Source organism: Pseudomonas sp. B21-012, assembly GCF_024749305.1.
Lineage (GTDB): Bacteria > Pseudomonadota > Gammaproteobacteria > Pseudomonadales > Pseudomonadaceae > Aquipseudomonas.
In genome coordinates, this window is record NZ_CP087197.1 from 4,014,362 (window position 1) to 4,037,324 (window position 22,963).

The window sequence follows — 22,963 nt, forward strand, 5'->3', positions numbered from 1 at the left end:
GTTACTCACCGTCGTCTTGCTCGTCCTTAGCGGGGAGCTTCCCGCGGGGCGCGATTTTGCCTTCATCGAGCAACAGCTCAAGGAGCTCCTTGTTCGGCGGCACGTAGGCTTCGCCCTTCTTGTAGATCTTGCTGCCGTCCTGGACGCAACCGTCTACCACGACGTATTCGATTTTCGCTGCCATGTCACACCACCTTCGCGTAGAGGAAAGCGTTAGGTTCCAGCATGCCGGCCAGTGCGGCACTCTGCAGTTTCAACCAACGAGCGCTCGGGTCAGGGGTGACCCAGCTTTTCGGGAAACGCACCGCTTCCACCAGCCCGCTCTCGATGGCGTCGATGTCTTGAATCGCGCCATACAACATCGCGTTGCGCGTTGAAGTAGCGCCAAGGATCAAACCACCGGCAGGCACCATCTGCTGTTCGTCCCCCGCATCGTCCAGGTACCACTCGTCATACACGTACAGGTCGATGCCTGGGTCGTTCAGGTAGCCCAAGTAAGTCACGCCGTCGGGCAGCAGCTCCGGCTTGATCAAGCCCATATCAACGCGGCGACTGTTGAGCTGTTTCAGCACGGTTTCATTGCGCTGGAAGGCGTCCTGGGCCTCGCCGCTGAGCACCGCGACGTTGCCGGTGCGTCCGGAGTCTTTGGCGATTTGTCGCTTCCACTGCCGCAGGTTGCCGATGGGGTCAGAGTCCGAGCTGTTCCAGCGGCCGGTGGCCAGAGTGACCTTATGGCTGTCTTCCATCAGGAAGTCGATGGTGTCATCTACGCCCTCGCCAACCACACGAACCCGGCCGGTGCTCAACGCCTGAGCGCACATCCACTCTTCGCGACGGGTGATCTCATCGTCCAGCTCGGCCAGGTCACGCCCCAGTTGCTCACCCGCACGTTCCAGAGGGGTACGGGCAGAAAAGGGGTTGTCACCGGCAGCACGCTTGAGGATCTGTTCGGCGCGGGTCTTACGCTTCGGCTGAATGTACGGCGGGGTATAAGTTTCGCTGCTGAAGCCAGTACGCAGCGAGATACTCCCTGGCAGCGAAGGGTGAACAAACGGCGCCATCGTCCGCTGGCCTTTAACGATATCGATGGTCACCGCTTCGGTACCGAAGGTCACCGGGTTGGCACCGTTGAAAAAGGTATTCATCAGGAAACGTCGCGGCAGTGTCATCTGCTCGACCGCGTCCAGCATGGTCAGGGTGTCGAAAATATCGGTCATGGGGGCTCCGGTCAGCGAATGAAGAGGCACAGAGGTCGCAGCGCGACCTTTGCGGCGGCCAGGGTCAGGCCCTCGCCGAGAGTGAGTTGACTGCCCAGCACTTGGCCGGTCAGGCGGATCGGGGCGTTCTTGGCGCCACCCGTGGTGTCGACGTCCTGGTCGAGGATCGCTGTCGGCACCTGCGACCCATCATCGGCTGCGGCCTTGCACAGCAGGTATTCCTTGGTGGCGGATACCTGGCCCAGGACAGCGCCACAGCTCAAGGTTTGGCCTGCAGCAATGACACCGGTATCCATCGCGATGGGAAAGTCGCCCGCAGACAACTGCCGTGGCTGGTAAGTAGTGCGTTTGGGGTTGCTCATGGGTGTCTCCAGTTAACGGCGCGAGGCGCCTAAAACAATGGCGCTGACGGCGGCCTTGCGCTCGCCTTGCTTGCCGTCGCCGGTTGGGGTGGTGCCGGTTACGCCCTGGGCATCGCTCTTGATGCTTGCCAGCGAAATACCGCGATCCTGTGCGGCCTTGAACATCACCAGCGCGGTCGCTTCAACAGAGCTGCCGTTATCGATGGCCGCCTCGATTTCCTTCTCGAAGCCCTTGCTGGCCAGCGCATTGATGCCTTTGATCCGCTCGCGCTCTTCGGTAGCAGCCTCGGTACGGATCGAGGCGGTGTCCGGCTGGTCAGCCTGGGCAATCTCGATGGTGTTGACGTCGGTACCGGCAGCCAGTGCCGCACGCAGGTCTGCCGTGGTCTTGACGGTGGTCATGGTGTGTATCCTTGTGGAGGTGATGGCCGGTTTGGCCAGTTCGGTGAGCAGGGCTTCCAGCGAGCCCACGCGATGGGCCAGGCCATGCTTGACGGCATCAGCGCCGACACGCAACCCGCCGTGGTCGCCCATCTCGGGGACTGTCTCGGCATCGACACCCAGGTTGCGGGCAACCTTGCTCACGAAGACATCGCCCAGGGCGTCGATGGTCTCGCCGAGCTTGCTGCGCCCTTCCTCGGTTGAGAGGTCCAGGCGCTTGTTCGGGGCGTTGCGGCTGACGATCTGGTATCGCTTGCGGCCGCTGGCGGACTCGTTCTCGACAACCGCTTCGACAACGACGCCGATGCTGCCCGCCAGACTGGCCTCGTCGATGACGATTTCGCTGGCTGCCGAGGCGATCCAGTAACCTGCGCTCGCCCCCGTGCCGCCGATGTACGCGACGATGCGTTTGCGGGAGCGACCGGCAAAGATCATCTCGGCCAGTTCGTTGATGCCCGACGCCACGCCACCAGGGCTGTCGATGTTGAGCACAATGGCCTTGACCTTCGGGTCATCCAAGGCGCGCTGGATATCGGTGGCCAGGACCTGAGTACTGGTCGCGCCGCTGATCTCGGTGAACAAGTTGGCGTAGCGAAAGATCGGCCCTATGACCGGTACCACCGCCACGCCGTTGCGCAGGCTGACACTGCGGGTTTCTTCCAGCCGCTCGCCGCGCTTGGTCGCCAGTGCCACCGGATCGCCCATGCGATCAGAGATGGCCAACAGATTGTCCAGGGCGTCGGGCAGCATCAGCCATGGCTGCGAGGCAGCCAGCTCAAGTGCTCGCGGCATGATTAATCCTCTTCGGTTTTGGGCTCAGGCGGGTTTTCCAACCCACCTTTGGGCAGGGCCTGCAGGTTGTGTTTGCGGCGCTGGTCGACCTCACGCACACGCTGGCGGAACACCTGCTGCCAGGGCTCGCCGGTCATTGCAGCCGTTTCCAGAGTTTCGTTGCTGACGCCGATCTCGATGCGCTTGCCAGCGGCATTGGCCTCTTTGAGTTCATCGATGGCACCACGCGCCGGCCCGATCCAGATGGCCTGGCAGTACGCTCTGCGCTTGGCTGGGTCGCCGTATCCCGGCAGATCGATCAGGCCCCTGGCCACCGCTTCATCGATCACCAACTCGCGACTGGGCTGGCAGAAGTCGCAGGCCAGCCACCAGCGGCGCAGGCTGTAGAAACGCCATGCCTGCAGCATCGCGGCGCGGGCAGCGCTGTAGCTGCTGCTGTAGTGCAGCAGCAGTTCTTCCAGCGGCAGCTCCAGGGCGGCGCCAATCTCTTTCACCACGGCGGTGAAGAACGGATCGAACTGGGCATTCGGCCGACCGGGGTTGGCCACAACTGGTTCCTCGCCCACGCCGAGATCAACCACAGCGCCCTCGCCCAGGGCCAACTCTCCGTCGGTGGTGTCATCCCCGCCTGGGCTCTCTTCAGCCAAAGCCGTCATCGGCAGGTTGCCTGGCTGGAAGTCGCTGCTCTTTTTGATGAACACGGTGAACATGGCCGAGATCACCGCCGCCATAAGCTCGGCACTGGCGTAGCGCTCAAGCTTCTGCAAGGGTTCAAGCACCGGAGCCAGATAAGGCATGCCCCGCTTCTGGCCGGGCCGTTCCTTGTCCGCCATTACATGCAACACGCGGCGGCGGCCTGTCTCAGCGCCGAACACGCTCAGCCGTTCCCAGCTCAGGGGCTTACCCGCGAGGTGCTCGCCGACATAGCCGGTGCACGCGTGATACGCCACGGGCGAACCCAGCCCGTCGAACTCGACGCCATCGACCAGGTCAACCCGGTCCATCCCGTTATTTGGGTTGCAGACCCGGTCGGATTCGATCAACTGCAAACGGGTGCTGAAGATGCAACCGGGGCGCTCCTGGTCCGGGCTGGCCACGAACACATCGCCCGCGACCATTGACGACACCAGGACCAGCGCCTGGAGCTGGTAATGGTTGAGCGTGGCTTCGGCATCACACTCCCGTGGGTCGTCGGCGTACAACGACCACAGGCGGTCAAGCTCGCCGTTCAAGTCGTCCGCCGCCTCTTCGCTGATACCGAGCGCCACATGGTCGACCTGGGCACGGCAGACCAGGCCGGTACCGACCACATTGGTCCGTAGTCGGGTAATCGCCGCACGGGCGATCAGGTGGTTGCGCATGGCATCGCGTGAGCGAGCCACCAACATCCGCCGCTCGCTCTGGTTGAAGTCGCGGCGCGGACTGCCCAGGCCTGGGATCCAGCTGGCCATGCTACGGAGCATGCGCGAGGCACCGCGCCACCGGGTTTCGACCCCGCCACCGCCACCCTGGGCAACGATCTGCTGGCCACCCACCGTAGCCTTAGCAAGCTTCAGGGCTTCGCGCATCAGCTGATCGGCTGCGCTTTCACGCTTCCAGAAACCCATGCTCAAACCCTCACGTACGAAACGCGGTTGCGGCCACGGCGCTGGAGCGCAGCCGCCTCAGCGGCGACCTGCTCGGCGTACTGTTTCTCCAGCAGACGCAGGCTGTTGAGTTCGGCCATCTGGACCTCACGATCCGCCCGGCGCAGGCGCTGGCCGTTTTTCAGGACGGCCGAGATCGCCGCCCGAACTTCCGCAAGGCGTTGTTGTGCTTCTGTCATGGTGAACCTCGATTAGCTGACGCGGCTCCGAGTGCCACGCCCGCGAGTCACAGCGCGGCGAGGCACCGGCGCTACCGCCTGCTCAGTGTTGAAGAGGGTAGGCTGAAGCTGTTGCTGCTCCAGCTGGTCCCATTCGTGATCGCGCAGCAGGTGGGTCTTGAGGCTGCGCGCCGCGTGCAGGGCGTAAACCTCGCAGTCCAGGGCTTCGTTGCGCCGCCCTGCTTTCTTCTGCCAGACCATCTTGCTTGGCTGTCGTGGGTGCGGCGCCAGCACTTCGTTGGTGACCTGCTCGTAGTAATCAGCGCGAATCTCGCTGTACCAGTGCATGCGGCCGGGCCCACTGCCCGAGAGCCGCATACGGCCATCGATCAGCGTCTTGGCCTTGTGAGTGCCAACGATGTAGACCCGCAGCCCGTACTTGGCAGCCTTAGTATTGTCCTGGCTGGTGTCCGCTGACTGGGCCGGTTTGGTGAAGATCTCCCGGTCCCGGCTGTCGATCGATGCGCCCTTGATCGCCATTATGTTGAAGCGCTGCCGATCCCGAACGTAGGTGTAAACCGCATCGTTAGTGTTGCCGTCGGAGCTGTCGATACTCACCGCTGACACGGCCAGTTGAGCGCCGCCCTCGGCGGGTATCGGTGTGGCGATGATCTTGTCCAACTCAGTCCATACCGGATCGTGGGGATCAATCGGATTGCCCTCCAACTCGCCCCAGTACAGCCGCCAGGACTCTTCTCCCCTGCCCCAGCCCACGATCACCAGGGCCAGGCGGTCACCTTGAACGTCCACGCCGACGGTGACCAACAGCACGCCTTTCGGCGCGGTCAACTCGGTGTAAGGTTCGGCGCGCTTCTCCAACTCGTCCGTCTTGGGCGCATTGCTCTTGTACTCATAGCACTCGCCCATCTGGCTGTTGGTGAACGCGATCATCGGGCCGTGGTTGCCGTTCGACGCGGCGTGTTCAGCCTGGAGCTTCTTCTCCATCAGCACTTCGAATCGAGAGCCGTGGAACGTGGCATACAGCTCATTGAGGATGTAACCCGCGATCCCCCGAAACTCGGCGGTAGCCTCCCAACGGCCGTGCTGGAGGTTGGCGTTCTTCTGGTGGTCGTCCCAGATCTCGCCGCAATGAGGGCAGGCGTAGTACGCCGTTTCAGGCCGACGCTTGCCGTATACCTCGTGGTGATAGCTGGGGTCTTCGTCGCAATACAGGTGCTCGAAGCTCAGCGCATGCGACTGACCGCAGCCATGGCATGGCACCAGGCCAATGCGCTTGTCCGACAGCTCCAGCTCCGCGTCAATCGCCGAGAGCCCCTTGATGGTAGGCGTGCCACCGATAATGATCTTGGAGCGCCTGAACGTTTTGAGGCGCTCCTTAGCCAGCTTGATACTGTCCCCCTGCCCCCGCAGGTTGAGGTTGCAGTCATCTGGCTCCTCGACCGCGACCCGAGGCACCGGCGTGGACTTTACGCTGGAGGGGCTGTTTGATCCGACCATCTTGAGGAAACCGCCAGGGAAGCGCTTGAAGTCCTGGCGCTGCTGCAGCTTGCGGCTGCGGAGATCGACCTTCTTACGCAAGCGCTTGGTCGCCGCGATCATCGGCTCCAGCTTTTCAGCGACGTACTGCTTGGCCGCTTCGGCCTTGGGAAACAGAATCAGGATCGGGGACGGATCAAGGTCGATCCACTTGCCGATGGCGTTACCCATCACACCCGACGTCCAGGCCACCTGGGCGGACTTGCGGCCAACAATCTCGAACACGTTCGGATCGTCCAGGGCTTCCAGCGGGCCACCCGGCCAGACCAGGTGAGGCGTGACATCGAAACGGTATTTACCAGGCTTGCCCGCCTCTTCAGTGGAGAGGTAGCGGTACTTGGTGGCCCACTCGATGATGCTCATTCGTGGTGGTGGCGCCCATTTTCGGCACGCCCGGCTGATGCCCTTACTCGCCGTCTTCTTCAGAGCCCTCCTCATCGTCCGGCTCGTCAGGATCCCATTCGGGATCATCGTCATCCTCGTCATACGCGGACAACCTCCTGAGTATTAGTTCGATGGGCTCGCGGATCAGTTGGTCGTCAACTTGGACGCCGTACTGCGCGGACAAGGTTGCGGACAACTCATCCGGCAGAGTGTTGAGCAGCTCGATCTTGGCGGCGGTAATGACAGCCTCAAAGCGGGAAACCATCTCTGCCTCGATCACGACTTCGCCCAGGTCCTTGGCCAGCGCCAGCTCTTCGCGGTCGCCGCGTAGCCTGTCTAGCCGATCCCGTGTGCTTTCTTTCTTGCCGTTCAACGCAGCCTGGCGCATGAGCCACTCGATCACCGCCTGGGTGTCGTACTGGTTTTCGTTGCCGCGCCCCACGCCAAACTCGATCACCGGCATTCCGTCCTTCTGCCAGCGGCTGAGGGTGCGCTCATCTCGACCGACGATCTCACCAAGTTCGGCCTTGCTGACTGTCCTTCCCATTGCTAAGTCCTTGAAAAGACGGACATCCCTGCACACACCTCAGCTGCAGAGATTCCGCGAGTCCCCGTACCCGTGTAGGGGGCGGCCCAGGGGGAGGACCCAGAAAATTGGCACCCCCACCCCCACCCCGCCTGGGTCACTGACCAGCACCACCGCTCGATGGCGGCACATCGCAGACACCCAGGCGCTTGGCGGCCCAACGTTCGTACAAGCCGATTGCCACGTCGGCACCGGCCATGGCCGTGAGGCAACCAACAGCCCCCGCCGACCAGATCGACAACCCCAAGGAGTACAAGAGCATGATGGTCGAGAGCCCGCAGACGATGCAGGCACCTGACCGCAGGGCGATCCGCCGCACTAGTCCCCAGCCCCGAGCACCGGCCTTGTCTGCCCGCCACATCTCACCTGACACCCCGCCGACCAGGGCCAGTACGATGACCATCCAGATAGGCATATCAATCAGCGTTTGCTGTTCACTAGTCATGTCTTTAACAACTTCTCCTCATGCAGGGTGGATATGGTGCTAATGTCAAAATGCAACCACAACATAGGCTAAGGAGGCCTTATGCAGTTCTTGCACAAACGCGAACACTTGAACGAAGGCGATGTTGTCGAGGTACAGTGCTCTCACCAATGCAATGTTCGACTGACCACCGACTCTCAGTTTTCGAACTTCAAGAATGGTAAGAAGCACACGTACTACGGTGGCTTCTACAAGCAACTGCCTGCACGCATCGCTGCGCCACATTCCGGCTACTGGAACATCACTATTGACCTAGGTGGTGGGTCCGCCCAGATCCGCCACTCGATTACTATCCACCGAAATGACTAGTTCACCTCGACACTGATCAAGCGCCATCATCAGCGCTCGTTCTAAACGCTTGAGGGTTCCATCTGCTCCGTAGGTGTTGCTGGTGAAGCCGCCTACGGGGCTCCTCGACCAAATCAATTCGCCCCCCTCATCTCGTACTTCAACTCGCATCGTCATCTCCTTGCGTACTCCCAAAAGAAAACCCCGCCAAATGGCAGGGTTCTCAATGCACCTAAGACCGGAGCAATTGCATGGCACAGTGGTTGTTGGGTCAGCGCCTAAGCGCACTTTTCATATCGTGGCGCCTTTTTACATGCCACCGGAAAAACCGAAAAGAGGTGATTTTCGGTTCGCAGCCTTGACGCTACTTCGACGCATCCCCGGCGCATACTCGGCGCATTGTTAGCCGACGGACGGTATGCCGTCGATTCGGACCAGAGCGCGCTATAAGAATCGATAACACCTGCAAATGCAGCGCCTTGACCCAGTTACGGTAGGTCCGATCAGCATCTTCGGCGAGCCCCACCTGGTGCATTTGCTCGCGGATCGTTGCGCCATGCAAGTAGCGGAACTGGGCCAGCTTTGCCAACGTTGCACCACGCTGATCACGGCGCTCCAGTTCAGCGACCGCTGCATCGACTTCTGCCGCTGAGTGATCCAGACCAGCTCCGGCTACCAGGATACGCGCACCAGATGATCCGCCTCGGGGGGCTGCCCCCTTCCATTCCATGATGCTGCCCATTTGGCTGCCTAATCCAGCATCCTGCCCAAGCAGGGACCGCTGCCTGCCCCAATGACACATTAAATCCGCTACCGCTTGTAGGCGTTCAGTCTGATCCATTGTCATTGCCCCCTCACCGTAAACTGAACCCGACACACATTCACGCTACCCAACACAAACCCAACACAGTTAAAACTCAATAAAATCAATTGATTGCCTATGGTTGTGTCGAGTGTGTTGGGTTTGTTGAGTTTTTGAAGTTTCGCATGGACTTTGAATTCACCTATAGCGGCGCCACTAAAGTTGGCGCGCCTGCGCGTGCGCGTGCGCAAACCCAACACACCCGCCACGGATGCCCGCCCCCCTGCTGATTCCGGGGCTTGAGACTGTGTTGGCCTGCCAGAACGGACCCAACACCAACCCAACACACCCACCACACTTACTGACGCACTCATGCCGCGATCCCCTTGACGTGCTCCCAAGCGTCCACGTTCCAGCCGGCGAGCTTTGCCCGAGCACGCCACTCGACGACGTTCTTGCCCAGCTCGGCCGACTTCAAGGAAGGGGGCAGGGAGGGATCGCCGTCACTGGGAAAGAAGAACGCGGCGAAACGCCGGTTGTTGCCATCGGTCCAGGGGATCGCCCGCGTCTTCTCCACCGTCGCGCTGAGCATCAGCGAGAACTTGGTCTGACTCATGGAGTGCTCCTTATTGCGTGAGCACCACTCGAGGAACAGTGCATACAGATCGCTGGTGAGGCAGCAACCCCATAGGCCATGCCCCAGCTCGCCAGTACGCCAAAGGAAAAGGAAGGTTTGCCAGGCCGTGCGACTCAGGGCTACCAACCGCTGACGCGCCTCGGTATCAGGCGGACGCGTGCGCTGGTCAAACTCACCCAGGTCTACAGCCAACAGCCAGCCATACAACGCCGCCACCCCGCCGTTGGCCAGTTCATGACTGATCGCCTTTTGCCGTTCGACCGGCAGCGTCTCCATTGGCCACATAACCAGCATTCGGCGGTCAGCGTCGCTGATCGGCCACGGCATGATCTCGTTACTCAGGAAGACCGCGTTCATATGGTTGGCTTCCTCCCAACCATTGATGAACTTGGACTCCATGCGCACCGTCTTACCGGTGATCATGTGCTTGATCTTGCCCACCTGGTTGTAGCGTTGATCCCGGCTGACGACTTCTTCGAACACCGCCCATAGTTTGCGGCTTTGCCAGGCGTTGAAGCTGCCCTCCAGCTGCGTCTGCCCGACGGTCGCCGCGTATTGGCCATACAGCTGGCCGAACACATCAGCAAACAGCAAACTCTTGCCGGAACCCTCCATGATCGAATGCATCAAGACGGCGGTGTCCATCTTGGCTCCCATGTGCTGCAGCGGATACGCAAGCCACTTGACCAGCCAATCCAGCGCCTTGTTGTCATGGTTGCAGAGGAATGAGATCAACCATCGCAGGTTCTCGCATGCGGCGTCATCACGCACCGGCTCCAGGGGCAACCCGTCGAAGGTATTGATGTAAACATTCGGGTCCTTGCGCATGGTCGGGTCGAACACGATATGGTCGACGTCCACCACCCGACGATCCTGGCTGTTCAACCACCACTTGTATTCCTCGCCCAGGGCCATCTTCACAGCGCCTTCAGCGATGCGCCGTTTCTTCTCGCGGTCCCAGACGTCCTTTGTGCCGTCGATGTACACATAGCGTTCAATAGGGTCCATCTTCAACGCTGCGCCTTTTTTGGCCGACAGACGCCGCGCCTGGTCCAGCTCTTGGACCTTCTCCGACGCGATCAACTTCTTGTCGGTCCGCTCCATCCATTCCTTCGCGAGCGGCTTGCCAACCAGGGCCTCGAAACCGGTCCGCTTCATAGGCTTACCCTTGTCGAAGTCCCACACGTTGGTGGTGCTCTCGACCAGGGCGAACCGCCGCATCGCTCCGTCGATGTCCAAACCATTACCCCCCGCGCCCCCTTGGCCTGAGGAGCCGGCCGAGCTGGCTACCTCGCTATCCAATGCTTCGCGGGCCACACCTTCTTCCTGTTCAGTTGTGGCCGCACCGGCTGGCTGCCTCACGGGCTCATTTACCGATGGGGCATGGGGAAGCTCGCCGAGAGGCGGTGGGGCTGGTGGACGCGACTTAACATCCAAACCGAGGGCCTTCGCAGCCGCTCTGGTCGCTGCCCGCTGGTCACCGTCGTGCATCAGGATGCAGAAAACGTCGAAAGCGTCGTTCTTGTGGCCATTGGCAAGCGGATCGGAGCTGTGATGTGAATAGAGCTTGCCATCGATGATGGTCACTCCTGGATCGCCACTGCTGCTGTGCGGGCACAGCCACTTGTCACCTCTACGCTCGTAGCCGTGGGCCTCGATCAGCGTTGCGATGTCGTGACAACGGTTGAACTCGGGAATGACCTCTGGCAGTCGATCTCCAGAACGTTCAGCGGCTAAGTGGGGCCTCGAGGCAGGAAGGGCCGGAGCAGCTGCAGGCTTAGGCGCCCAAGGACACACCGCTTGCGCCTGAGCCTTGAGTTGATCCCATCCAAGCCAAATTGCCAACAATTCAGCTGGCAGCTCAGGCATGCCCTCAGGCGGGGGTGGATTGCGCCAAGTGTACGGCTGGCCAGTACCAGGATGAATGGATGGCGGCAGAACGTCTTGAACAGCACCACCCCGCAGTTCGAACACGGTTGTCCGTTTGAAGGGCTCTGCAGCCATGCGCAGCGCGGCTACCCTGCCCGCGTCACCCGCCTTTTTGGCTGCCACCATCTGAGCGGTGAGAGCCTTCAGAATCGAGCCATCCGGGTCCGCCTGGTTGGGCCAAGTGAGCGAGCGACGACTCAATTCAACGCCTGTAGGCACCCGAAACATAACGCGAAAACGCGCAGGGTTACCCACGGTGGTGGGATGGGCGGCGGCAAGCGCATCGAGGTCCAGCCCGAATGCCTCCTGCAGGACCTGCCGCGACATCTCTACTTCATCAACGTCCAGCGAGCACACCTGGCTTGGGCCAAGCACTACACCAAGGTTGTGGGTTGGATGAGCAGCCCAGAACGCCTCGGCCGCGTCGGCATCAGTGAAGTAACCACCGGGCTTGTTCCAGGCGTCCCCCTTGGGCCCCTTCTCTCCTGGTTCAACGGGTACCAGAGCGAGCCCGAAAGTTTCGATATAACGCCGCGACCATGCCGCAATCGAATGTCCTTTGGGCTCGCTCATCTACGCCGCTCCCGCAGCTCCTGGCAACTCACGCAGGTCTCACAACCCGCGACCAATTGCTGACGCAGCAACGGAATAGCGTCGTCGCAATCCTCACAGAACTGGGCGCTAGGTTTGCTGGGCTTTTGCGTATGGCGCTGAAGCGCCATTTGAAGGAAGTACTCGGCCTGCTCGTTTGCAACGTCGAGAGGATCTGGATGGTTAGCCATTGGTGCGGTCCTCCATGGCCTGACGAGCACCGGCCATGATGGCCAACACCTGCCGGATCACATCCATGCCGCGCTGTTCAAGATGCAGCACCTCATGCAGCTCCCAGATATTGTCCGCCGCACCATCGTGCATGCTGCTAACGAACTCGCCAGCCTCATCAAGCAGCTTGCCGACAGCTTTAAGCGCTTCATTTGTGGCAGGAACTGGCTCCGGGCGGTACCACACAACTCCCGCCGCCCTGCAAATCGCGTCGAGCACCCTTGGATCGGGCCTCAATGCCAGAAACTCTTCTAGCTCATCGGGCGAAAGCCAGCGGCGCTCTTCATTGGGGTTGAGCTTTTTCTGCAGAGCATCGACATCCATGCCCATCTCATAAGCTGCTGAAGTAATGCCGCCCTCTGGATCGCGCCCTGCACGATAGAGCGCCCGCCGAAGCCTGAGGACCACGCCTGGACGTGGAAATAGATCAATACGACTCATAACCGTTAAACCTCGATTAACGGTGTAGCCACAGGATTGGGCAAGCCCTATCCTACGACCACGACCGATGTGCCTGTTCAAGTGTGTTGTGCGACACGGCATGTCGTTCTAGTCATCCGGTGATTCTTGTGGTGAGAGGCAACCGGATGGCGGGTGTAGCGGTGCTAATACATCGTCAACGCTGAGCTGGGAGGTTCTTGTGGTGAGAGGCCCAGCTCAGCACTCCTTACTTTTGGGGCTTATTTGCGATCTTGATTTGCTCTTCGTAGAACTGCTCAACAGCCTTGCCCACCTCATAGCGGACTGCCGCCCCCTTCGTTGCGCGATAGATAGTCGGCTGGGTAACCCCCACCCGCTCAGCAATTGCCCGCTGGGAGAATCCCAACTCAATCAGTTTTTGAAGCATCTCTTGAATGGTCATTGCACCCACCGATGCGTTATCGAATTGAGCGGATAATACCCAAACGAATTAACCAGAGCAATACAATTCCGATACGCAAACGAATCGAGCAATAGCCGTGATTGGAAAACGCATAGCCCAGCGAATGCAGGAACTAGGCTGGTCGGAAGGGGAACTAGGTAGGCGTTCAGGCGTACCTCAACCCACCATCCACAGGATCCTGACAGGGACATCCGCTAGCCCTCGCCAATCGAATGTCGAGAAGCTTGCAAAAGCCCTGGGGGTTACCAGCGAGTGGCTCTGGAAAGGAGGCGAAGCTCCTGACATGACTGTTGGACCTAACTCCAACATCGAGCCAGGTCCTCGCGTTCGCGGCTTTGTCCCTCTGATTTCATGGGTCCAGGCCGGGGCGTGGTGCGAGATGCAGGACGTGCTCGAGCTGCAAGATGTGGAGACGTGGCTTCCCTGCGCCGTATCCCACAGTAGCGGTACCTTCGCGCTACGAGTAAGGGGGCTTTCGATGTTCAACCCCCATGAGCGGCGGTCATTCAGGGATGGCGACATAATCTTTGTAGATCCAGCTAAAGACTACGAGAACGGGTCACTTGTTATAGCCAAGCTACCCGACAGCCGGGAAGCGACCTTCAAGCAGATCGTCTGCGAGGGAACGCGCCAATTTCTCAAGCCACTCAATCCCTCCTGGCCCGACCCAATCATTGAGTTACCTGATAGCGCACTGATCTGCGGCGTGGTGATTTCGAAAGTGGAGATTTTCTAACCAAACCTCCTAACCGATCAATACGAATATGTATTGACCTGATAAATTCGTTTGAGTATTGTCTGGACCGCACCCCCCTCTCACCACTGAGGTCCAGACATGCAACCCATACATATCGCTAGTGAATGCAAGGTCTACTTGCATCCAACCACCTGCACTCGCCCTGCTATCGTGGACGCTTTCCAGCGTCGCACCGGGCTCCAACTGATTGTCTCTCCGACAGGAATCGTTCGCGCCATCCCCGCTGGAGGTGCCGCATGAGCGAGTACATTCTCCCCCTCAAGCGAGTCATGCTGCTTCAGCACGTTCTGGAAAATGGCGGCACAACCACCTGCCCCATGCGCCGACCTGAGACGTCCATTGACGCTCGAATCGACGTTGAGAACGATGACCGCACTCATCGGCTGAAAGTTACCTTCGGCCCTCTCACCGGCTCTCTCACACTGCAACGCGGCGACTCGGCGAAATACATCGCCTTGCGGGACTTTATGCAAGACCTGGCGAATGGCCGGACTGAGTCTGGGCAACTGTCGCAGCAGGCGTTTGCTCTTATGGAAGCACTCGACAGCGTGAACGGCGTGCTTGAAGGGGATCAGATCGCCTACATCACCCCGACTACCAACTCGGAGCGCCCCTTCGGGGTCGTTGTGACCAACGTACAAGGCGAAATCTGTGCGGCTGTCACCGGCAGATGTAAGAACCATCTTGCAGAATCCGTACGCGTCAAGCTCCGGCCCACCCAAGAGGGGGCGGGGAGCACCCATGACTGACACGCTGGCCCAGCTGCGCAAGCAGTTCACCACGCCTTGCCCAACGCTATCAGCGGTGCGAGAGCACTACTTCCCGCACATAAAGACAGACCGCCGGCTGCGCGAGTTGATCAAGACCAACCGGGTCAAACTCAAGCTCAGCAAGGTGCATAACTCGGCACGAGCGCAAACCGTGGTCTACCTGCACGACCTTGCTGACTTCCTCGACTCCCAATCGAAGCAAACGGCGTAAACGGCGGTCCCGGCCTGTTGGGACACCTTGCTCGGCATCGAACCTCACCACGGCTTCACGGCTTGGTGCCGAGCAACACCTGGAGCACAACACATGCAACAGCAACACTACATCCTGGCCCTCGCAGCCCTTTGGCTGTTCACCCTGGCATTCCTGCCTTTCCTTTTCGCAAAAGCCCGGACTCGCGCATTCGACAGCGGAAGAGCGGCAGGGCTTGAAACCCGCGACGCAATCAACTCTCAGCGGATCGCGTCGATACGCATCGAGCGAGACGAGCTCGCCATCCAGCTTGAAGCCGAACAACGAAAGCACCTCACCATCAAAGCCGCTCTCCAGGGCAGGGTCAAAGAGCTTGAAGACCGGATCATGTCCTACACCGACATGCCGGTGACCAGGGCTGACCACGACCTGCTGACCAAAACCGCCAACACTTTGAAGCTGGCCGGCCGCACCTGGAAGGCCCTGCACGTCGACCCTCAGACCCAGCACGCTAATGACCAGCAACGCTACATCGAAGAGCTCGCCGCCCGCGTACATGCCCAGTTGCGTATCACCCCCGCCAAGCCAACAGACACGGGGGAAGCGGCATGACTATCGCCCAACAGATCAGTTTGGCGGGAGCACAGCAGCACGCCCTGCCCTTCCAGCGCGAGCTTTATGTGGATCTGTTCGCCGGCGCCGGCGGGGCCAGCAGCGGCGGGGCCCGCGCCTACCGCGATCCCGACGTGGCCATTAACCACAACCCAATCGCTATCGCAGTTCACCGAGCGAACCATCGCAACACCCGCCACTACATCAGCGACATCTACGAGGTCGACCCACTGCAGGCGACCGGCGGTCAACCTGTCGGCATCCTGTGGGCATCGCCAGACTGCCGCCATTTCAGCAAGGCGAAAGGCGGCGCCCCACGCAGTAAGAGCGTGCGCTCGCTGCCTTGGGTCGTGGTTCGCTGGGTCTACGTGACCCGCCCACGCCTTTTCCTGATGGAAAACGTTGAAGAGTTCCAGGCCTGGGGCCCATTGGACGACCAGGGCAAGCCGATCAAGTCGGAAATGGGCCGTACTTTCAAGGCGTTTGTCGCCTGCCTCACTACCGGCCTCGCAGCCGATCACCCGGACATGGACGAGATCATCGACTGCATCGGCCAGTGGGTGCCAATGGATGCCTTAGTGCGCGGACTGGGCTGCGACGTGCAGTGGCGTGAGCGCCGCGCCTCGAACGCAGGATCACCCACCATCCGTAAGCGTCTGTTCCTCATCGGCCGCACCGATGGCCGTCCCATCGTGTGGACGAAACCGAAACGACACGAGAATCCCAAGTCGGGTCAACTGCCGTGGCGAACCGCCGCCGAGTGCATTGACTTCACTGACCTGGGCAAAAGCCTGTTCACCCGAAAGCGCCCGCTGGTGGACAACACCTGCCGCCGCGTAGCCAAGGGCTTCTGGCGCCATACCGTCATGGCTGAGCAGCCCTTCGTGCTCCAGCTGGACGAGCAACAGCTGGCAGCGGCGAGTCTCACTGAGTTCGCTAACGCGAGCACTCAACGAACGTTCAGTGCCGCCGAGCCGCTGCGTACTCAGGTTGCGCAGATCAAGGGCGGCCACTTCGCTCTGGCCGCAGCACACCTCACCCACCTGACCCATCACGGGGACCGCTCGGGTTACCCAATTACCGAGGCAACCCGCACGATCACCGGCGCTAACCGAGGCGAGCAGGCTTTGGTCACCGCCTCCATGATCACCCTGCGTAAAGGCTCCATCGGCAACGGCATGGGCCAGCCCGTTAATGCCCTTACCACCAGCAGCGGCCACCACGCGGTCGTAGCCTGCCACTTCGAACAGGCGAACGGCGGGTTCTACAAGGGTGATGGCCGAGCAGCCAAGGCGCCACTGAGCACGATTCTTGGGCGCGGCACCAATCAACGCCTGGCCTCTGCGTACCTGGTGAAGTACTACGGCACAGGCGGCCAATGGCAAGGCATGTACGAACCGATGCACACCTTGCCTACCAAAGAACGCATGGCATTGGTCACCGTAGTTCAGGTGCCCGCCGCGATCCTACCTCCCGAGTTGATGGAGAAGGCCCACAAGTGCGCCCGTTTCCTGCACAAGTACCTGCCGGAGCACTTCCCTGAGCCGGTCGACGTGATACTGCTGGGCGAGCACGCCCTAGTCGATTTCACCCTGCGCATGCTCAAAGCCCCCGAACTGAAGCTCGCTCAGGGATTCAGCCCTGACTACATCCTCGATCGCGGCCTGTTCGAGAACGCAGAAACTGGCCATCTGGAATGGCGCCCCATCAAGAACACTGACCAGATACGCCTGATCGGCAACAGTGTTTGCCCCGATGAGGCTGAAGACCTGATCGCCGCCAATGCGAAAGACCTGATCGACCTGTACCAGCAGGAGGCCGCATGAGCACACATAGCCACAATTGGTACACATCCGAAGGTTACGACGGCGGCCTGCATCACTGCAGAAAATGTGGTCGAGACCACCAAGGCCCCCGCCCCAAAAACCACGACTGTCCAGTGTCGGACGCCGAACACAACGCCGTCGCGTGGCTCGGCCCGGCCGGGCTTTACCGCACTCGCCTGGAAGCCCTGCAGAACGGGGAGCAGCGCATAGAGCCCGTATCAGCGGACCAACTGTTTGCATATGCCCGCGCTCTGGTCCTTATGCAGATCGAGGCCCGCCGCAATGCCTAAACCAGAACGCATCTGGCAGTTCATCAGCGTGGTACTGACAGTGGGGCTGGTTGCCGCACTCACTGCCCTATACCAGGTAGTGCCCTGTGCGCTCGCCTCTAAAGGCATGTTACCGACTGTTATCAATGCCGACGCTGCCACCGCTCTAGTGCTGAGCCCTGCAGCCCGCCGCGCTCATGAGAGGTATTCACTGTGAATACGACTATCAGCTATCAACCTGAGACCAGAACGCCCGGGGGCATGCAGTCCCTGCTTCGCCCAGCGATGTCGGCGATCTGCGACGTGTGCGGCAAGTCTCGTACTCGCCCAGGCGGCCACGACAAATGCTCAAAGGCCCGCCAAGCGGCTGGGTTCATCATCAAGCAGGAGAGCAAGGCATGAGCGTCGACATCCTGAAACTGAAGACTCTAGCCGAGGCGGCCAAGCGTGATCAGTATGACTGTTTGGTACTGAACGACTACGGCATGGCGGTACCGCCAGCGGTTGTTCTGGAACTCATCACAGAGATCGAGCGCCACCGCCTAGAAGCCGAGGGCTGTAAGCCCGAGCTCGTCAACGATCATGCTGGCCACTCCACCGCCGATGTGACGGTCGAGCACACTTTGGCGAAAGCGGAGGGCGGCACGCCCGACCACGACATCCATCCTGGCATGCATCTGGATAAGTGTATTTCTGATAGTCAACTTATTGAATGGCTTGATCAGAGAGGCACTATATGGAGCGACCCCGAAACAACTGAAATAAGATTCCCACACACCGAGTCAGAGACCGGCGAATACACGCATGTTCGTGAGGCACTAATTGAAGCGTACCGACAGGACACCTTAGAGAGGGGGTATTTATGAATACGTCCTTCGTACTGATGGCGCAATACAACGGGCTTGCTGTCATCCCTCTGGAGCAGGTGTGCAACGATTACTTCACACACCTAACTGTAAAGATGTTAGAGCGTAAAGTCTTGGCTGGTCAGATCAAAATCCCCATCACTCGACTTGAGTCCAGCCAGAAGAGCGCCAAAGGGATTCATATCGCCGACTTGGCGCTCTATCTGGACCAACAACGAGAAGCCGCATTAAAGGAATGCGCACAGCTCAACGGATACAAGAAAGCCAGCTGACTTACGCCTTGATCCGGGCGCCCAACTCTACGGGCGCCTTCTTTATTTGCTCTAACCACTTCCAATCGCGGTAATTATCACCCCGCCCCCGCAGATGCGTATAACGGCGTAGTGAGTTCCAGTCCCTATGACCCGAAACACTCGCCACTCGCGGAATATCCCAGTCCATCTCAAACAAGCGACTGACCCCCTCATGCCGCAAGTCGTGGAAGTGCAGGTCCTCGATCTCTAGGAACTGGCAAGCCCTGGTCCATGCGGCCGAGATTGAATCACTGTTGTAAGGGAATATCTCATCGCACTCCCGAGGCATGCTGTGGACAATCGCCCAGGCCTCATCCGGCAAATGGCACCAGACATCGTTACCGATCTTCTGCCCCGGGTTCTTCATGTCCCGAACCTTCACTGCCTGCCGCTCTTCATCCAGATCAGCCCAGCGGATTCGCGTGATCTCCTCCTGACGACGCGTCGAGAACAGGGCGAAGGCAAGCACCTTTGGCATGTTGATAGACGATGGCCGACGCTTCTGCATCTCGAAGAAGTGCTCAAGCAGCCTGTCCAGCTCAACCATCGCCGGCCGACGATCACGCTCACGGCTTTTCATGTTGTACCCGAGCTTCTTCAACACGGTACGGGCATCACTCATGGCGTGAGGTTCCACCTCATACCCCCAAGCAGGCCGAGCCACCGATAGCACCGATCCGAGGTGTGCGAGATCGTTGCCAGCCGTCTGCGGCTGTACAGCGCCACCTTCAGGGCTCATGCGCCACAAAGCGTAATCAACCAGGATCTGGCTGTTGATAGCAGAGTCCACTACCTCTCCGAAGTGGCTCGCAGCAATGGCGAGCAACGTAGCCTTCTTGGTTTTCCCAAGCGGCCGGACCTTGGCGCCTTCGACCAGGTAGCGGTCAATCATTTCCCGAACGGTGTGCCCCTTGCGGTTTGCTCGCTCGATCGCACCAGGTTCAGCTAGCTCTGTCTCTCGTCGCTTTGCCCACGCCTGGGCAGCCTGCTTGCGGGCGAATGTCTGGCACTCTTGGTAGACTAGGACACCCTTGTTTTTAAGACGGATCTGGACGGTGTAGCTGACCGTTCCGTCGGCCTTTTTTCGTGCTCTGATCGTTGCCATAGATTCCGGTGGTACAAAGGAGATTGTCGGTGGTACATCGTACCACCGAGGTACAAAAAACGCCTTAAAACGTCCAAAAATGGTACAAAATACGTAACCGAAAATGCCCCTAGAATCCGCCTCAACCCCAGTAAACCCGCGCCCTGAGCCGCCCCGCCGGTTCAGCGTTGCGCCTATGATGGATTGGACCGACCGCCACTGCCGGTTCTTCCTGCGCCTGCTGTCCAGCAACGCCCTGCTCTACACCGAAATGGTTACCACCGGCGCCTTGCTGCACGGTGATGCCGAGCGTTTTCTGCGTCATAGCGAGGCCGAGCATCCGCTGGCGCTGCAGTTGGGCGGCAGTGTGCCGGCTGATCTGGCCGCCTGTGCCAAGCTGGCCGAGGCCGCAGGCTATGACGAGGTCAACCTCAACGTCGGCTGCCCAAGCGATCGGGTGCAGAACAATATGATCGGCGCCTGCCTGATGGGCCATCCGGCGCTGGTCGGCGATTGCGTGAAGGCAATGCAGGATGCGGTGCAGATTCCGGTGACGGTCAAGCACCGCATCGGTATCAATGGCCGCGATAGCTACGCCGAGCTGTGTGATTTCGTCGGTCAGGTGCGTGATGCCGGTTGCCGCAGTTTTACCGTGCATGCGCGCATTGCGATTCTTGAAGGCTTGTCGCCGAAGGAGAACCGTGAGATTCCGCCGCTGCGGTATGACGTCGCCGCGCAGTTGAAGGCCGACTTCCCGGACCTTGAGCTGGTGCTCAACGGCGGGATCAAGACCCTGGCCGAGTGCCAGGAGCACTTGAAGGTTTTCGACGGGGTGATGCTCGGGCGCGAGGCTTATCACAATCCGTATCTGTTGGCCGAAGTTGACCAGCAGTTGTTCGGCAGCAGCGCGCCGGTGATCAGCCGCAGCGAGGCGCTGGCCAAGTTGCGCCCGTATATTGCTGCGCATTTGGCTTGCGGCGGCGCCATGCATCACATCACCCGGCATATTCTCGGCCTTGGCCAGAGCTTCCCGGGGGCGCGCAAGTTCCGCCAGTTGCTGTCGGTGGATATCCACAAGAGCAAGGACCCACTGGCCCTGCTCGACCAGGCCGGCGAGCTGCTGCAGGGGCGTTAACCCCGGAACCTGTGCGCGCTTTGGCACTCGAAGGCTTATCCCCTTCGCCCCGCCTGCCAGCCAGCCCTTGAGCGGCTGGCAGCGCTCGGGTAATGTCGATCCATTGCACAGGACAGAGCACGCCCATGACTTCCAAGCTGGAACAACTCAAGCAGTTCACCACTGTGGTTGCCGACACCGGTGATATTGATGCCATCAGCCGCTTGAAACCGGTCGATGCCACCACCAACCCTTCGCTGCTGCTCAAGGCCGCGGCCATGCCTGGCTATGCCGAGCTGCTCCAGCAATCGGTCGCGCACAGCAAGGGCGATGTCGGCCTCGCCTGTGACGCCTTTGCCGTGGCCGTTGGCGCCGGCATTCTCAAGGTGATTCCGGGGCGTATCTCCACTGAGGTCGACGCCCGCCTGTCCTTCGACCAACCGGCGCTGCTGGCCAAGGCCCGGCAGTTGATCGAGCTGTACGACCAGGCCGGTATCGGCCGTGACCGGGTGCTGATCAAACTGGCCTCGACCTGGGAAGGCATCCGCGCCGCCGAGGTTCTGGAAAAGGAAGGCATCCAGACCAACCTGACCCTGCTGTTCTCCTTCGCCCAGGCCCAGGCTTGCGCCGACGCCGGGGTGTTCTTGATTTCGCCGTTCGTGGGGCGCATCTACGACTGGTACAAGAAGTCCACCGGCAAGGACTACGTCGGCGCCGAAGACCCGGGCGTGCAGTCGGTGACGCGCATCTACGATTACTACAAGACCAATGACTACAAGACCGTGGTCATGGGCGCGAGCTTTCGCAATATCGGCCAGATCGAGCAACTGGCCGGCTGTGACCGCCTGACCATCAGCCCCGAGCTGCTGCAGCAGTTGAGCGATGATCAGGGCGAGCTGCCGCGCATCCTCAAGCCTGGCAAAACCGGCGAGGCGCGCCAGCAGTTGACGGAGAGCCAGTTCCGCTGGGCGTCGAACGAAGATGCCATGGCCACCGAGAAACTGGCCGAGGGGATTCGCCAGTTTGCCCGGGATCAGGAGAAGCTTGGGGCGTTGTTGGCAAAGGCCTGATACAAATCTGGGTTTGCCAGTGAGGGGTGCAGCGTAGAGCATCCTATCGGCCTTCAGGGCCTCATCGCGGGTCAAGTCGAGTCGTCGCACCGCCGCTCCCACCCAGCAAGTGGGAGCAACTGTCTTGATCAGGCTGTTTGCACTCGCCAAGGGGTATTGTCCCGCAGCATTGCATTCAGCCTGACGATCAGCACCCGCATACAGGCTACGAGGGCGACTTTGGCGCACTTGCCACGCTCCCGAAGTGCTTCGTAGCGTGCTTTAAATTCCGTGTTGTGACGGATGATGATCCAGCTCGACATGTACAGGACTCGCCTTACATGCGCCCGGCCACCCCATATCTGGCGGTGCCCTTGATGGCTACCGCTATCGTTGTTGTAAGGCGCTACGCCCACTAGCGCGGCGATCTGACGGCGGTCCAATTGCCCCAGCTCTGGCAGTGAGGCGAGCAGATTTGCGGCGGTTACCCGACCAATTCCGCTCACCGCCAACAACTGACGCGCCCTGGTGTCGTCCAGTTGCACCATCGCCTGGTCAATTTCTTCGTCAAGGCGTTTGATCAGCACTTTCAGCTGCTCTATGTGCTCATCAAAGTGAGCCATCACCATTGCCGAGCGGCATTGCAGGCGGCGCCGTTTGTAGTCATCACGGCTCTGCACAAATTGGGCGCGCTGCTTCACCAACTCGCGCAGCTCTTCGCGTTCCGGGCTGATTAGTTGGTCTTGAGGAGCGCTGAGGTGTGCAGCGAAGTCCGCAAGGACCTCGGCGTCGATCTTATCGGTTTTGGCTTTTTTACCCATCGCCTCGGCGAATTTCCGGGCACGGGCTGGGTTGATGCAGATGGTTTCGAAACCGGCCGAGCGCAATGCAATCAGCACGTCTTTCTCGTAGCCGCCGGTCGCTTCAATCAACACTCTGCTGATCTTGAAGTCCTTCAGTCGCCCGATCAGCACATCAAAGCCTGGGCGCTCATTGATTACTTCGAAGCGGATTTTCTGAGGTTTGATGCAGATTTCCAACGTGGCTTTGGCAGTGTCGATTCCAACAGAAGACAACATGGCTGAACCCTCTTACACTCAGTTGTGAGAGCGCTCTGGCTTGGCCCACGCTTGTGATTCGAGAGG

25 protein-coding genes are annotated in these 22,963 nt (G+C 60.1%); 10 read left to right on the forward strand and 15 right to left on the reverse strand.

Annotated elements, in window-relative coordinates:
• Position 1: 1 nt before the first annotated feature.
• The 9 genes from LOY37_RS18230 to LOY37_RS18270 all read right to left on the reverse strand — a co-directional run bounded on the left by LOY37_RS18230 (position 2) and on the right by LOY37_RS18270 (position 7,588).
• Complete coding sequence (locus LOY37_RS18230; protein WP_258715465.1) at positions 2 to 184, reverse strand: hypothetical protein; 183 nt, start codon at positions 182 to 184, stop codon at positions 2 to 4.
• A gap of 1 nt (position 185) precedes the next feature.
• Positions 186 to 1,217: a major capsid protein gene (locus tag LOY37_RS18235; protein WP_258715466.1), complete on the reverse strand. Its 1,032-nt coding sequence runs from the start codon at positions 1,215 to 1,217 to the stop codon at positions 186 to 188.
• Positions 1,218 to 1,228: 11 nt separating this feature from the next.
• The gene (locus LOY37_RS18240) at positions 1,229 to 1,579 is read right to left on the reverse strand and encodes a head decoration protein (protein ID WP_213603699.1); all 351 of its coding nucleotides are present in this window, start codon (positions 1,577 to 1,579) and stop codon (positions 1,229 to 1,231) included.
• 12 nt (positions 1,580 to 1,591) lie between these two features.
• Complete coding sequence (locus LOY37_RS18245) at positions 1,592 to 2,812, reverse strand: S49 family peptidase (RefSeq protein ID WP_258715467.1); 1,221 nt, start codon at positions 2,810 to 2,812, stop codon at positions 1,592 to 1,594.
• 2 nt (positions 2,813 to 2,814) lie between these two features.
• Positions 2,815 to 4,419 (reverse strand): phage portal protein, encoded by a 1,605-nt coding sequence (locus tag LOY37_RS18250; protein ID WP_258715468.1) that lies wholly within the window; start codon positions 4,417 to 4,419, stop codon positions 2,815 to 2,817.
• A gap of 2 nt (positions 4,420 to 4,421) precedes the next feature.
• A complete protein-coding gene (locus LOY37_RS18255; RefSeq protein ID WP_036994575.1) occupies positions 4,422 to 4,637 on the reverse strand; it encodes a hypothetical protein in 216 nt (71 codons plus the stop codon).
• Between the two features lie 12 nt (positions 4,638 to 4,649).
• Entirely contained in the window at positions 4,650 to 6,536 is a 1,887-nt protein-coding gene (locus tag LOY37_RS18260; RefSeq protein ID WP_258715469.1) for a phage terminase large subunit family protein, read from the reverse strand.
• Between the two features lie 43 nt (positions 6,537 to 6,579).
• Positions 6,580 to 7,104: a terminase small subunit gene (locus tag LOY37_RS18265; protein ID WP_036994573.1), complete on the reverse strand. Its 525-nt coding sequence runs from the start codon at positions 7,102 to 7,104 to the stop codon at positions 6,580 to 6,582.
• Positions 7,105 to 7,240: 136 nt separating this feature from the next.
• On the reverse strand, positions 7,241 to 7,588 hold the full coding sequence (locus LOY37_RS18270; protein ID WP_213603691.1) for a phage holin family protein: 348 nt from the start codon (positions 7,586 to 7,588) through the stop codon (positions 7,241 to 7,243).
• An 81-nt stretch (positions 7,589 to 7,669) separates the two neighbouring features.
• Between LOY37_RS18270 and LOY37_RS18275 the strand changes: the two genes are divergently transcribed.
• Positions 7,670 to 7,936 carry a DUF1883 domain-containing protein gene (locus tag LOY37_RS18275; protein ID WP_213603688.1) on the forward strand — a complete coding sequence of 89 codons (267 nt, stop codon included), beginning with the start codon at positions 7,670 to 7,672 and terminating at the stop codon, positions 7,934 to 7,936.
• Positions 7,937 to 9,087: 1,151 nt separating this feature from the next.
• Here LOY37_RS18275 and LOY37_RS18280 read toward each other — a convergent pair.
• The 4 genes from LOY37_RS18280 to LOY37_RS18295 form a co-directional block, all read right to left on the reverse strand.
• Positions 9,088 to 11,856 (reverse strand): bifunctional DNA primase/polymerase, encoded by a 2,769-nt coding sequence (locus LOY37_RS18280; protein WP_213603686.1) that lies wholly within the window; start codon positions 11,854 to 11,856, stop codon positions 9,088 to 9,090.
• Entirely contained in the window at positions 11,853 to 12,065 is a 213-nt protein-coding gene (locus LOY37_RS18285; protein WP_213603684.1) for a TraR/DksA C4-type zinc finger protein, read from the reverse strand. Before LOY37_RS18285 ends, LOY37_RS18280 begins: the two co-directional genes overlap by 4 nt.
• Positions 12,058 to 12,546 (reverse strand): phage regulatory CII family protein, encoded by a 489-nt coding sequence (locus LOY37_RS18290; RefSeq protein WP_213603682.1) that lies wholly within the window; start codon positions 12,544 to 12,546, stop codon positions 12,058 to 12,060. Before LOY37_RS18290 ends, LOY37_RS18285 begins: the two co-directional genes overlap by 8 nt.
• A 226-nt stretch (positions 12,547 to 12,772) precedes the next feature.
• Positions 12,773 to 12,967 (reverse strand): helix-turn-helix domain-containing protein, encoded by a 195-nt coding sequence (locus LOY37_RS18295; protein WP_213603680.1) that lies wholly within the window; start codon positions 12,965 to 12,967, stop codon positions 12,773 to 12,775.
• A 97-nt stretch (positions 12,968 to 13,064) separates the two neighbouring features.
• Between LOY37_RS18295 and LOY37_RS18300 the strand changes: the two genes are divergently transcribed.
• The 7 genes from LOY37_RS18300 (at position 13,065) to LOY37_RS18330 (ending at position 18,550) form a co-directional block, all read left to right on the forward strand.
• A complete protein-coding gene (locus tag LOY37_RS18300; protein ID WP_213603677.1) occupies positions 13,065 to 13,724 on the forward strand; it encodes a LexA family transcriptional regulator in 660 nt (219 codons plus the stop codon).
• Positions 13,725 to 13,981: 257 nt separating this feature from the next.
• On the forward strand, positions 13,982 to 14,494 hold the full coding sequence (locus LOY37_RS18305; RefSeq protein WP_213603675.1) for a hypothetical protein: 513 nt from the start codon (positions 13,982 to 13,984) through the stop codon (positions 14,492 to 14,494).
• Positions 14,487 to 14,726: a pyocin activator PrtN family protein gene (locus tag LOY37_RS18310; protein WP_213603673.1), complete on the forward strand. Its 240-nt coding sequence runs from the start codon at positions 14,487 to 14,489 to the stop codon at positions 14,724 to 14,726. The genes LOY37_RS18305 and LOY37_RS18310 overlap by 8 nt, the downstream gene beginning before the upstream one ends.
• A 93-nt stretch (positions 14,727 to 14,819) precedes the next feature.
• Positions 14,820 to 15,317, forward strand: a complete 498-nt coding sequence (locus LOY37_RS18315; RefSeq protein ID WP_213603671.1) for a hypothetical protein — start codon at positions 14,820 to 14,822, stop codon at positions 15,315 to 15,317.
• A complete protein-coding gene (locus tag LOY37_RS18320; protein WP_213603668.1) occupies positions 15,314 to 17,143 on the forward strand; it encodes a DNA cytosine methyltransferase in 1,830 nt (609 codons plus the stop codon). The genes LOY37_RS18315 and LOY37_RS18320 overlap by 4 nt, the downstream gene beginning before the upstream one ends.
• 667 nt (positions 17,144 to 17,810) lie before the next feature.
• The gene (locus LOY37_RS18325; protein WP_213603666.1) at positions 17,811 to 18,278 is read left to right on the forward strand and encodes a hypothetical protein; all 468 of its coding nucleotides are present in this window, start codon (positions 17,811 to 17,813) and stop codon (positions 18,276 to 18,278) included.
• On the forward strand, positions 18,275 to 18,550 hold the full coding sequence (locus tag LOY37_RS18330; protein WP_213603664.1) for a pyocin activator PrtN family protein: 276 nt from the start codon (positions 18,275 to 18,277) through the stop codon (positions 18,548 to 18,550). The genes LOY37_RS18325 and LOY37_RS18330 overlap by 4 nt, the downstream gene beginning before the upstream one ends.
• Position 18,551: 1 nt before the next feature.
• Here LOY37_RS18330 and LOY37_RS18335 read toward each other — a convergent pair whose 3' ends face one another.
• Positions 18,552 to 19,676, reverse strand: coding sequence for a tyrosine-type recombinase/integrase (locus LOY37_RS18335; RefSeq protein WP_213603663.1), 1,125 nt, complete (start codon positions 19,674 to 19,676; stop codon positions 18,552 to 18,554).
• Between the two features lie 103 nt (positions 19,677 to 19,779).
• Between LOY37_RS18335 and dusA the strand changes: the two genes are divergently transcribed.
• Together dusA and tal are read left to right on the forward strand one after the other, a co-directional pair.
• Positions 19,780 to 20,790 (forward strand): tRNA dihydrouridine(20/20a) synthase DusA, encoded by a 1,011-nt coding sequence (gene dusA / locus LOY37_RS18340; RefSeq protein WP_258715470.1) that lies wholly within the window; start codon positions 19,780 to 19,782, stop codon positions 20,788 to 20,790.
• A 125-nt stretch (positions 20,791 to 20,915) separates the two neighbouring features.
• Positions 20,916 to 21,839, forward strand: a complete 924-nt coding sequence (tal, locus tag LOY37_RS18345; protein WP_258715471.1) for a transaldolase — start codon at positions 20,916 to 20,918, stop codon at positions 21,837 to 21,839.
• A 128-nt stretch (positions 21,840 to 21,967) separates the two neighbouring features.
• Here tal and LOY37_RS18350 read toward each other — a convergent pair whose 3' ends face one another.
• Entirely contained in the window at positions 21,968 to 22,897 is a 930-nt protein-coding gene (locus LOY37_RS18350) for a transposase (protein WP_258715096.1), read from the reverse strand.
• Positions 22,898 to 22,963 lie beyond the last annotated feature (66 nt).

Excerpts from the sequence above, each read along its gene's own strand:
- LOY37_RS18270 (WP_213603691.1), bottom strand. The coding sequence starts at position 7,588 with ATGACTAGTGAACAGCAAACGCTGATTGATATGCCTATCTGGATGGTC.
- LOY37_RS18240 (WP_213603699.1), bottom strand. The coding sequence starts at position 1,579 with ATGAGCAACCCCAAACGCACTACTTACCAGCCACGGCAGTTGTCTGCG.
- LOY37_RS18295 (WP_213603680.1), bottom strand. The coding sequence starts at position 12,967 with ATGACCATTCAAGAGATGCTTCAAAAACTGATTGAGTTGGGATTCTCC.
- LOY37_RS18325 (WP_213603666.1), top strand. The coding sequence starts at position 17,811 with ATGAGCGTCGACATCCTGAAACTGAAGACTCTAGCCGAGGCGGCCAAG.
- LOY37_RS18320 (WP_213603668.1), top strand. The coding sequence starts at position 15,314 with ATGACTATCGCCCAACAGATCAGTTTGGCGGGAGCACAGCAGCACGCC.
- LOY37_RS18310 (WP_213603673.1), top strand. The coding sequence starts at position 14,487 with ATGACTGACACGCTGGCCCAGCTGCGCAAGCAGTTCACCACGCCTTGC.
- LOY37_RS18250 (WP_258715468.1), bottom strand. The coding sequence starts at position 4,419 with ATGGGTTTCTGGAAGCGTGAAAGCGCAGCCGATCAGCTGATGCGCGAA.
- LOY37_RS18285 (WP_213603684.1), bottom strand. The coding sequence starts at position 12,065 with ATGGCTAACCATCCAGATCCTCTCGACGTTGCAAACGAGCAGGCCGAG.
- dusA (WP_258715470.1), top strand. The coding sequence starts at position 19,780 with ATGCCCCTAGAATCCGCCTCAACCCCAGTAAACCCGCGCCCTGAGCCG.
- LOY37_RS18235 (WP_258715466.1), bottom strand. The coding sequence starts at position 1,217 with ATGACCGATATTTTCGACACCCTGACCATGCTGGACGCGGTCGAGCAG.
- LOY37_RS18280 (WP_213603686.1), bottom strand. The coding sequence starts at position 11,856 with ATGAGCGAGCCCAAAGGACATTCGATTGCGGCATGGTCGCGGCGTTAT.
- LOY37_RS18335 (WP_213603663.1), bottom strand. The coding sequence starts at position 19,676 with ATGGCAACGATCAGAGCACGAAAAAAGGCCGACGGAACGGTCAGCTAC.
- LOY37_RS18275 (WP_213603688.1), top strand. The coding sequence starts at position 7,670 with ATGCAGTTCTTGCACAAACGCGAACACTTGAACGAAGGCGATGTTGTC.
- LOY37_RS18245 (WP_258715467.1), bottom strand. The coding sequence starts at position 2,812 with ATGCCGCGAGCACTTGAGCTGGCTGCCTCGCAGCCATGGCTGATGCTG.
- LOY37_RS18330 (WP_213603664.1), top strand. The coding sequence starts at position 18,275 with ATGAATACGTCCTTCGTACTGATGGCGCAATACAACGGGCTTGCTGTC.
- LOY37_RS18315 (WP_213603671.1), top strand. The coding sequence starts at position 14,820 with ATGCAACAGCAACACTACATCCTGGCCCTCGCAGCCCTTTGGCTGTTC.
- LOY37_RS18305 (WP_213603675.1), top strand. The coding sequence starts at position 13,982 with ATGAGCGAGTACATTCTCCCCCTCAAGCGAGTCATGCTGCTTCAGCAC.
- LOY37_RS18290 (WP_213603682.1), bottom strand. The coding sequence starts at position 12,546 with ATGAGTCGTATTGATCTATTTCCACGTCCAGGCGTGGTCCTCAGGCTT.
- LOY37_RS18255 (WP_036994575.1), bottom strand. The coding sequence starts at position 4,637 with ATGACAGAAGCACAACAACGCCTTGCGGAAGTTCGGGCGGCGATCTCG.
- LOY37_RS18260 (WP_258715469.1), bottom strand. The coding sequence starts at position 6,536 with ATGAGCATCATCGAGTGGGCCACCAAGTACCGCTACCTCTCCACTGAA.
- LOY37_RS18350 (WP_258715096.1), bottom strand. The coding sequence starts at position 22,897 with ATGTTGTCTTCTGTTGGAATCGACACTGCCAAAGCCACGTTGGAAATC.
- tal (WP_258715471.1), top strand. The coding sequence starts at position 20,916 with ATGACTTCCAAGCTGGAACAACTCAAGCAGTTCACCACTGTGGTTGCC.
- LOY37_RS18230 (WP_258715465.1), bottom strand. The coding sequence starts at position 184 with ATGGCAGCGAAAATCGAATACGTCGTGGTAGACGGTTGCGTCCAGGAC.
- LOY37_RS18265 (WP_036994573.1), bottom strand. The coding sequence starts at position 7,104 with ATGGGAAGGACAGTCAGCAAGGCCGAACTTGGTGAGATCGTCGGTCGA.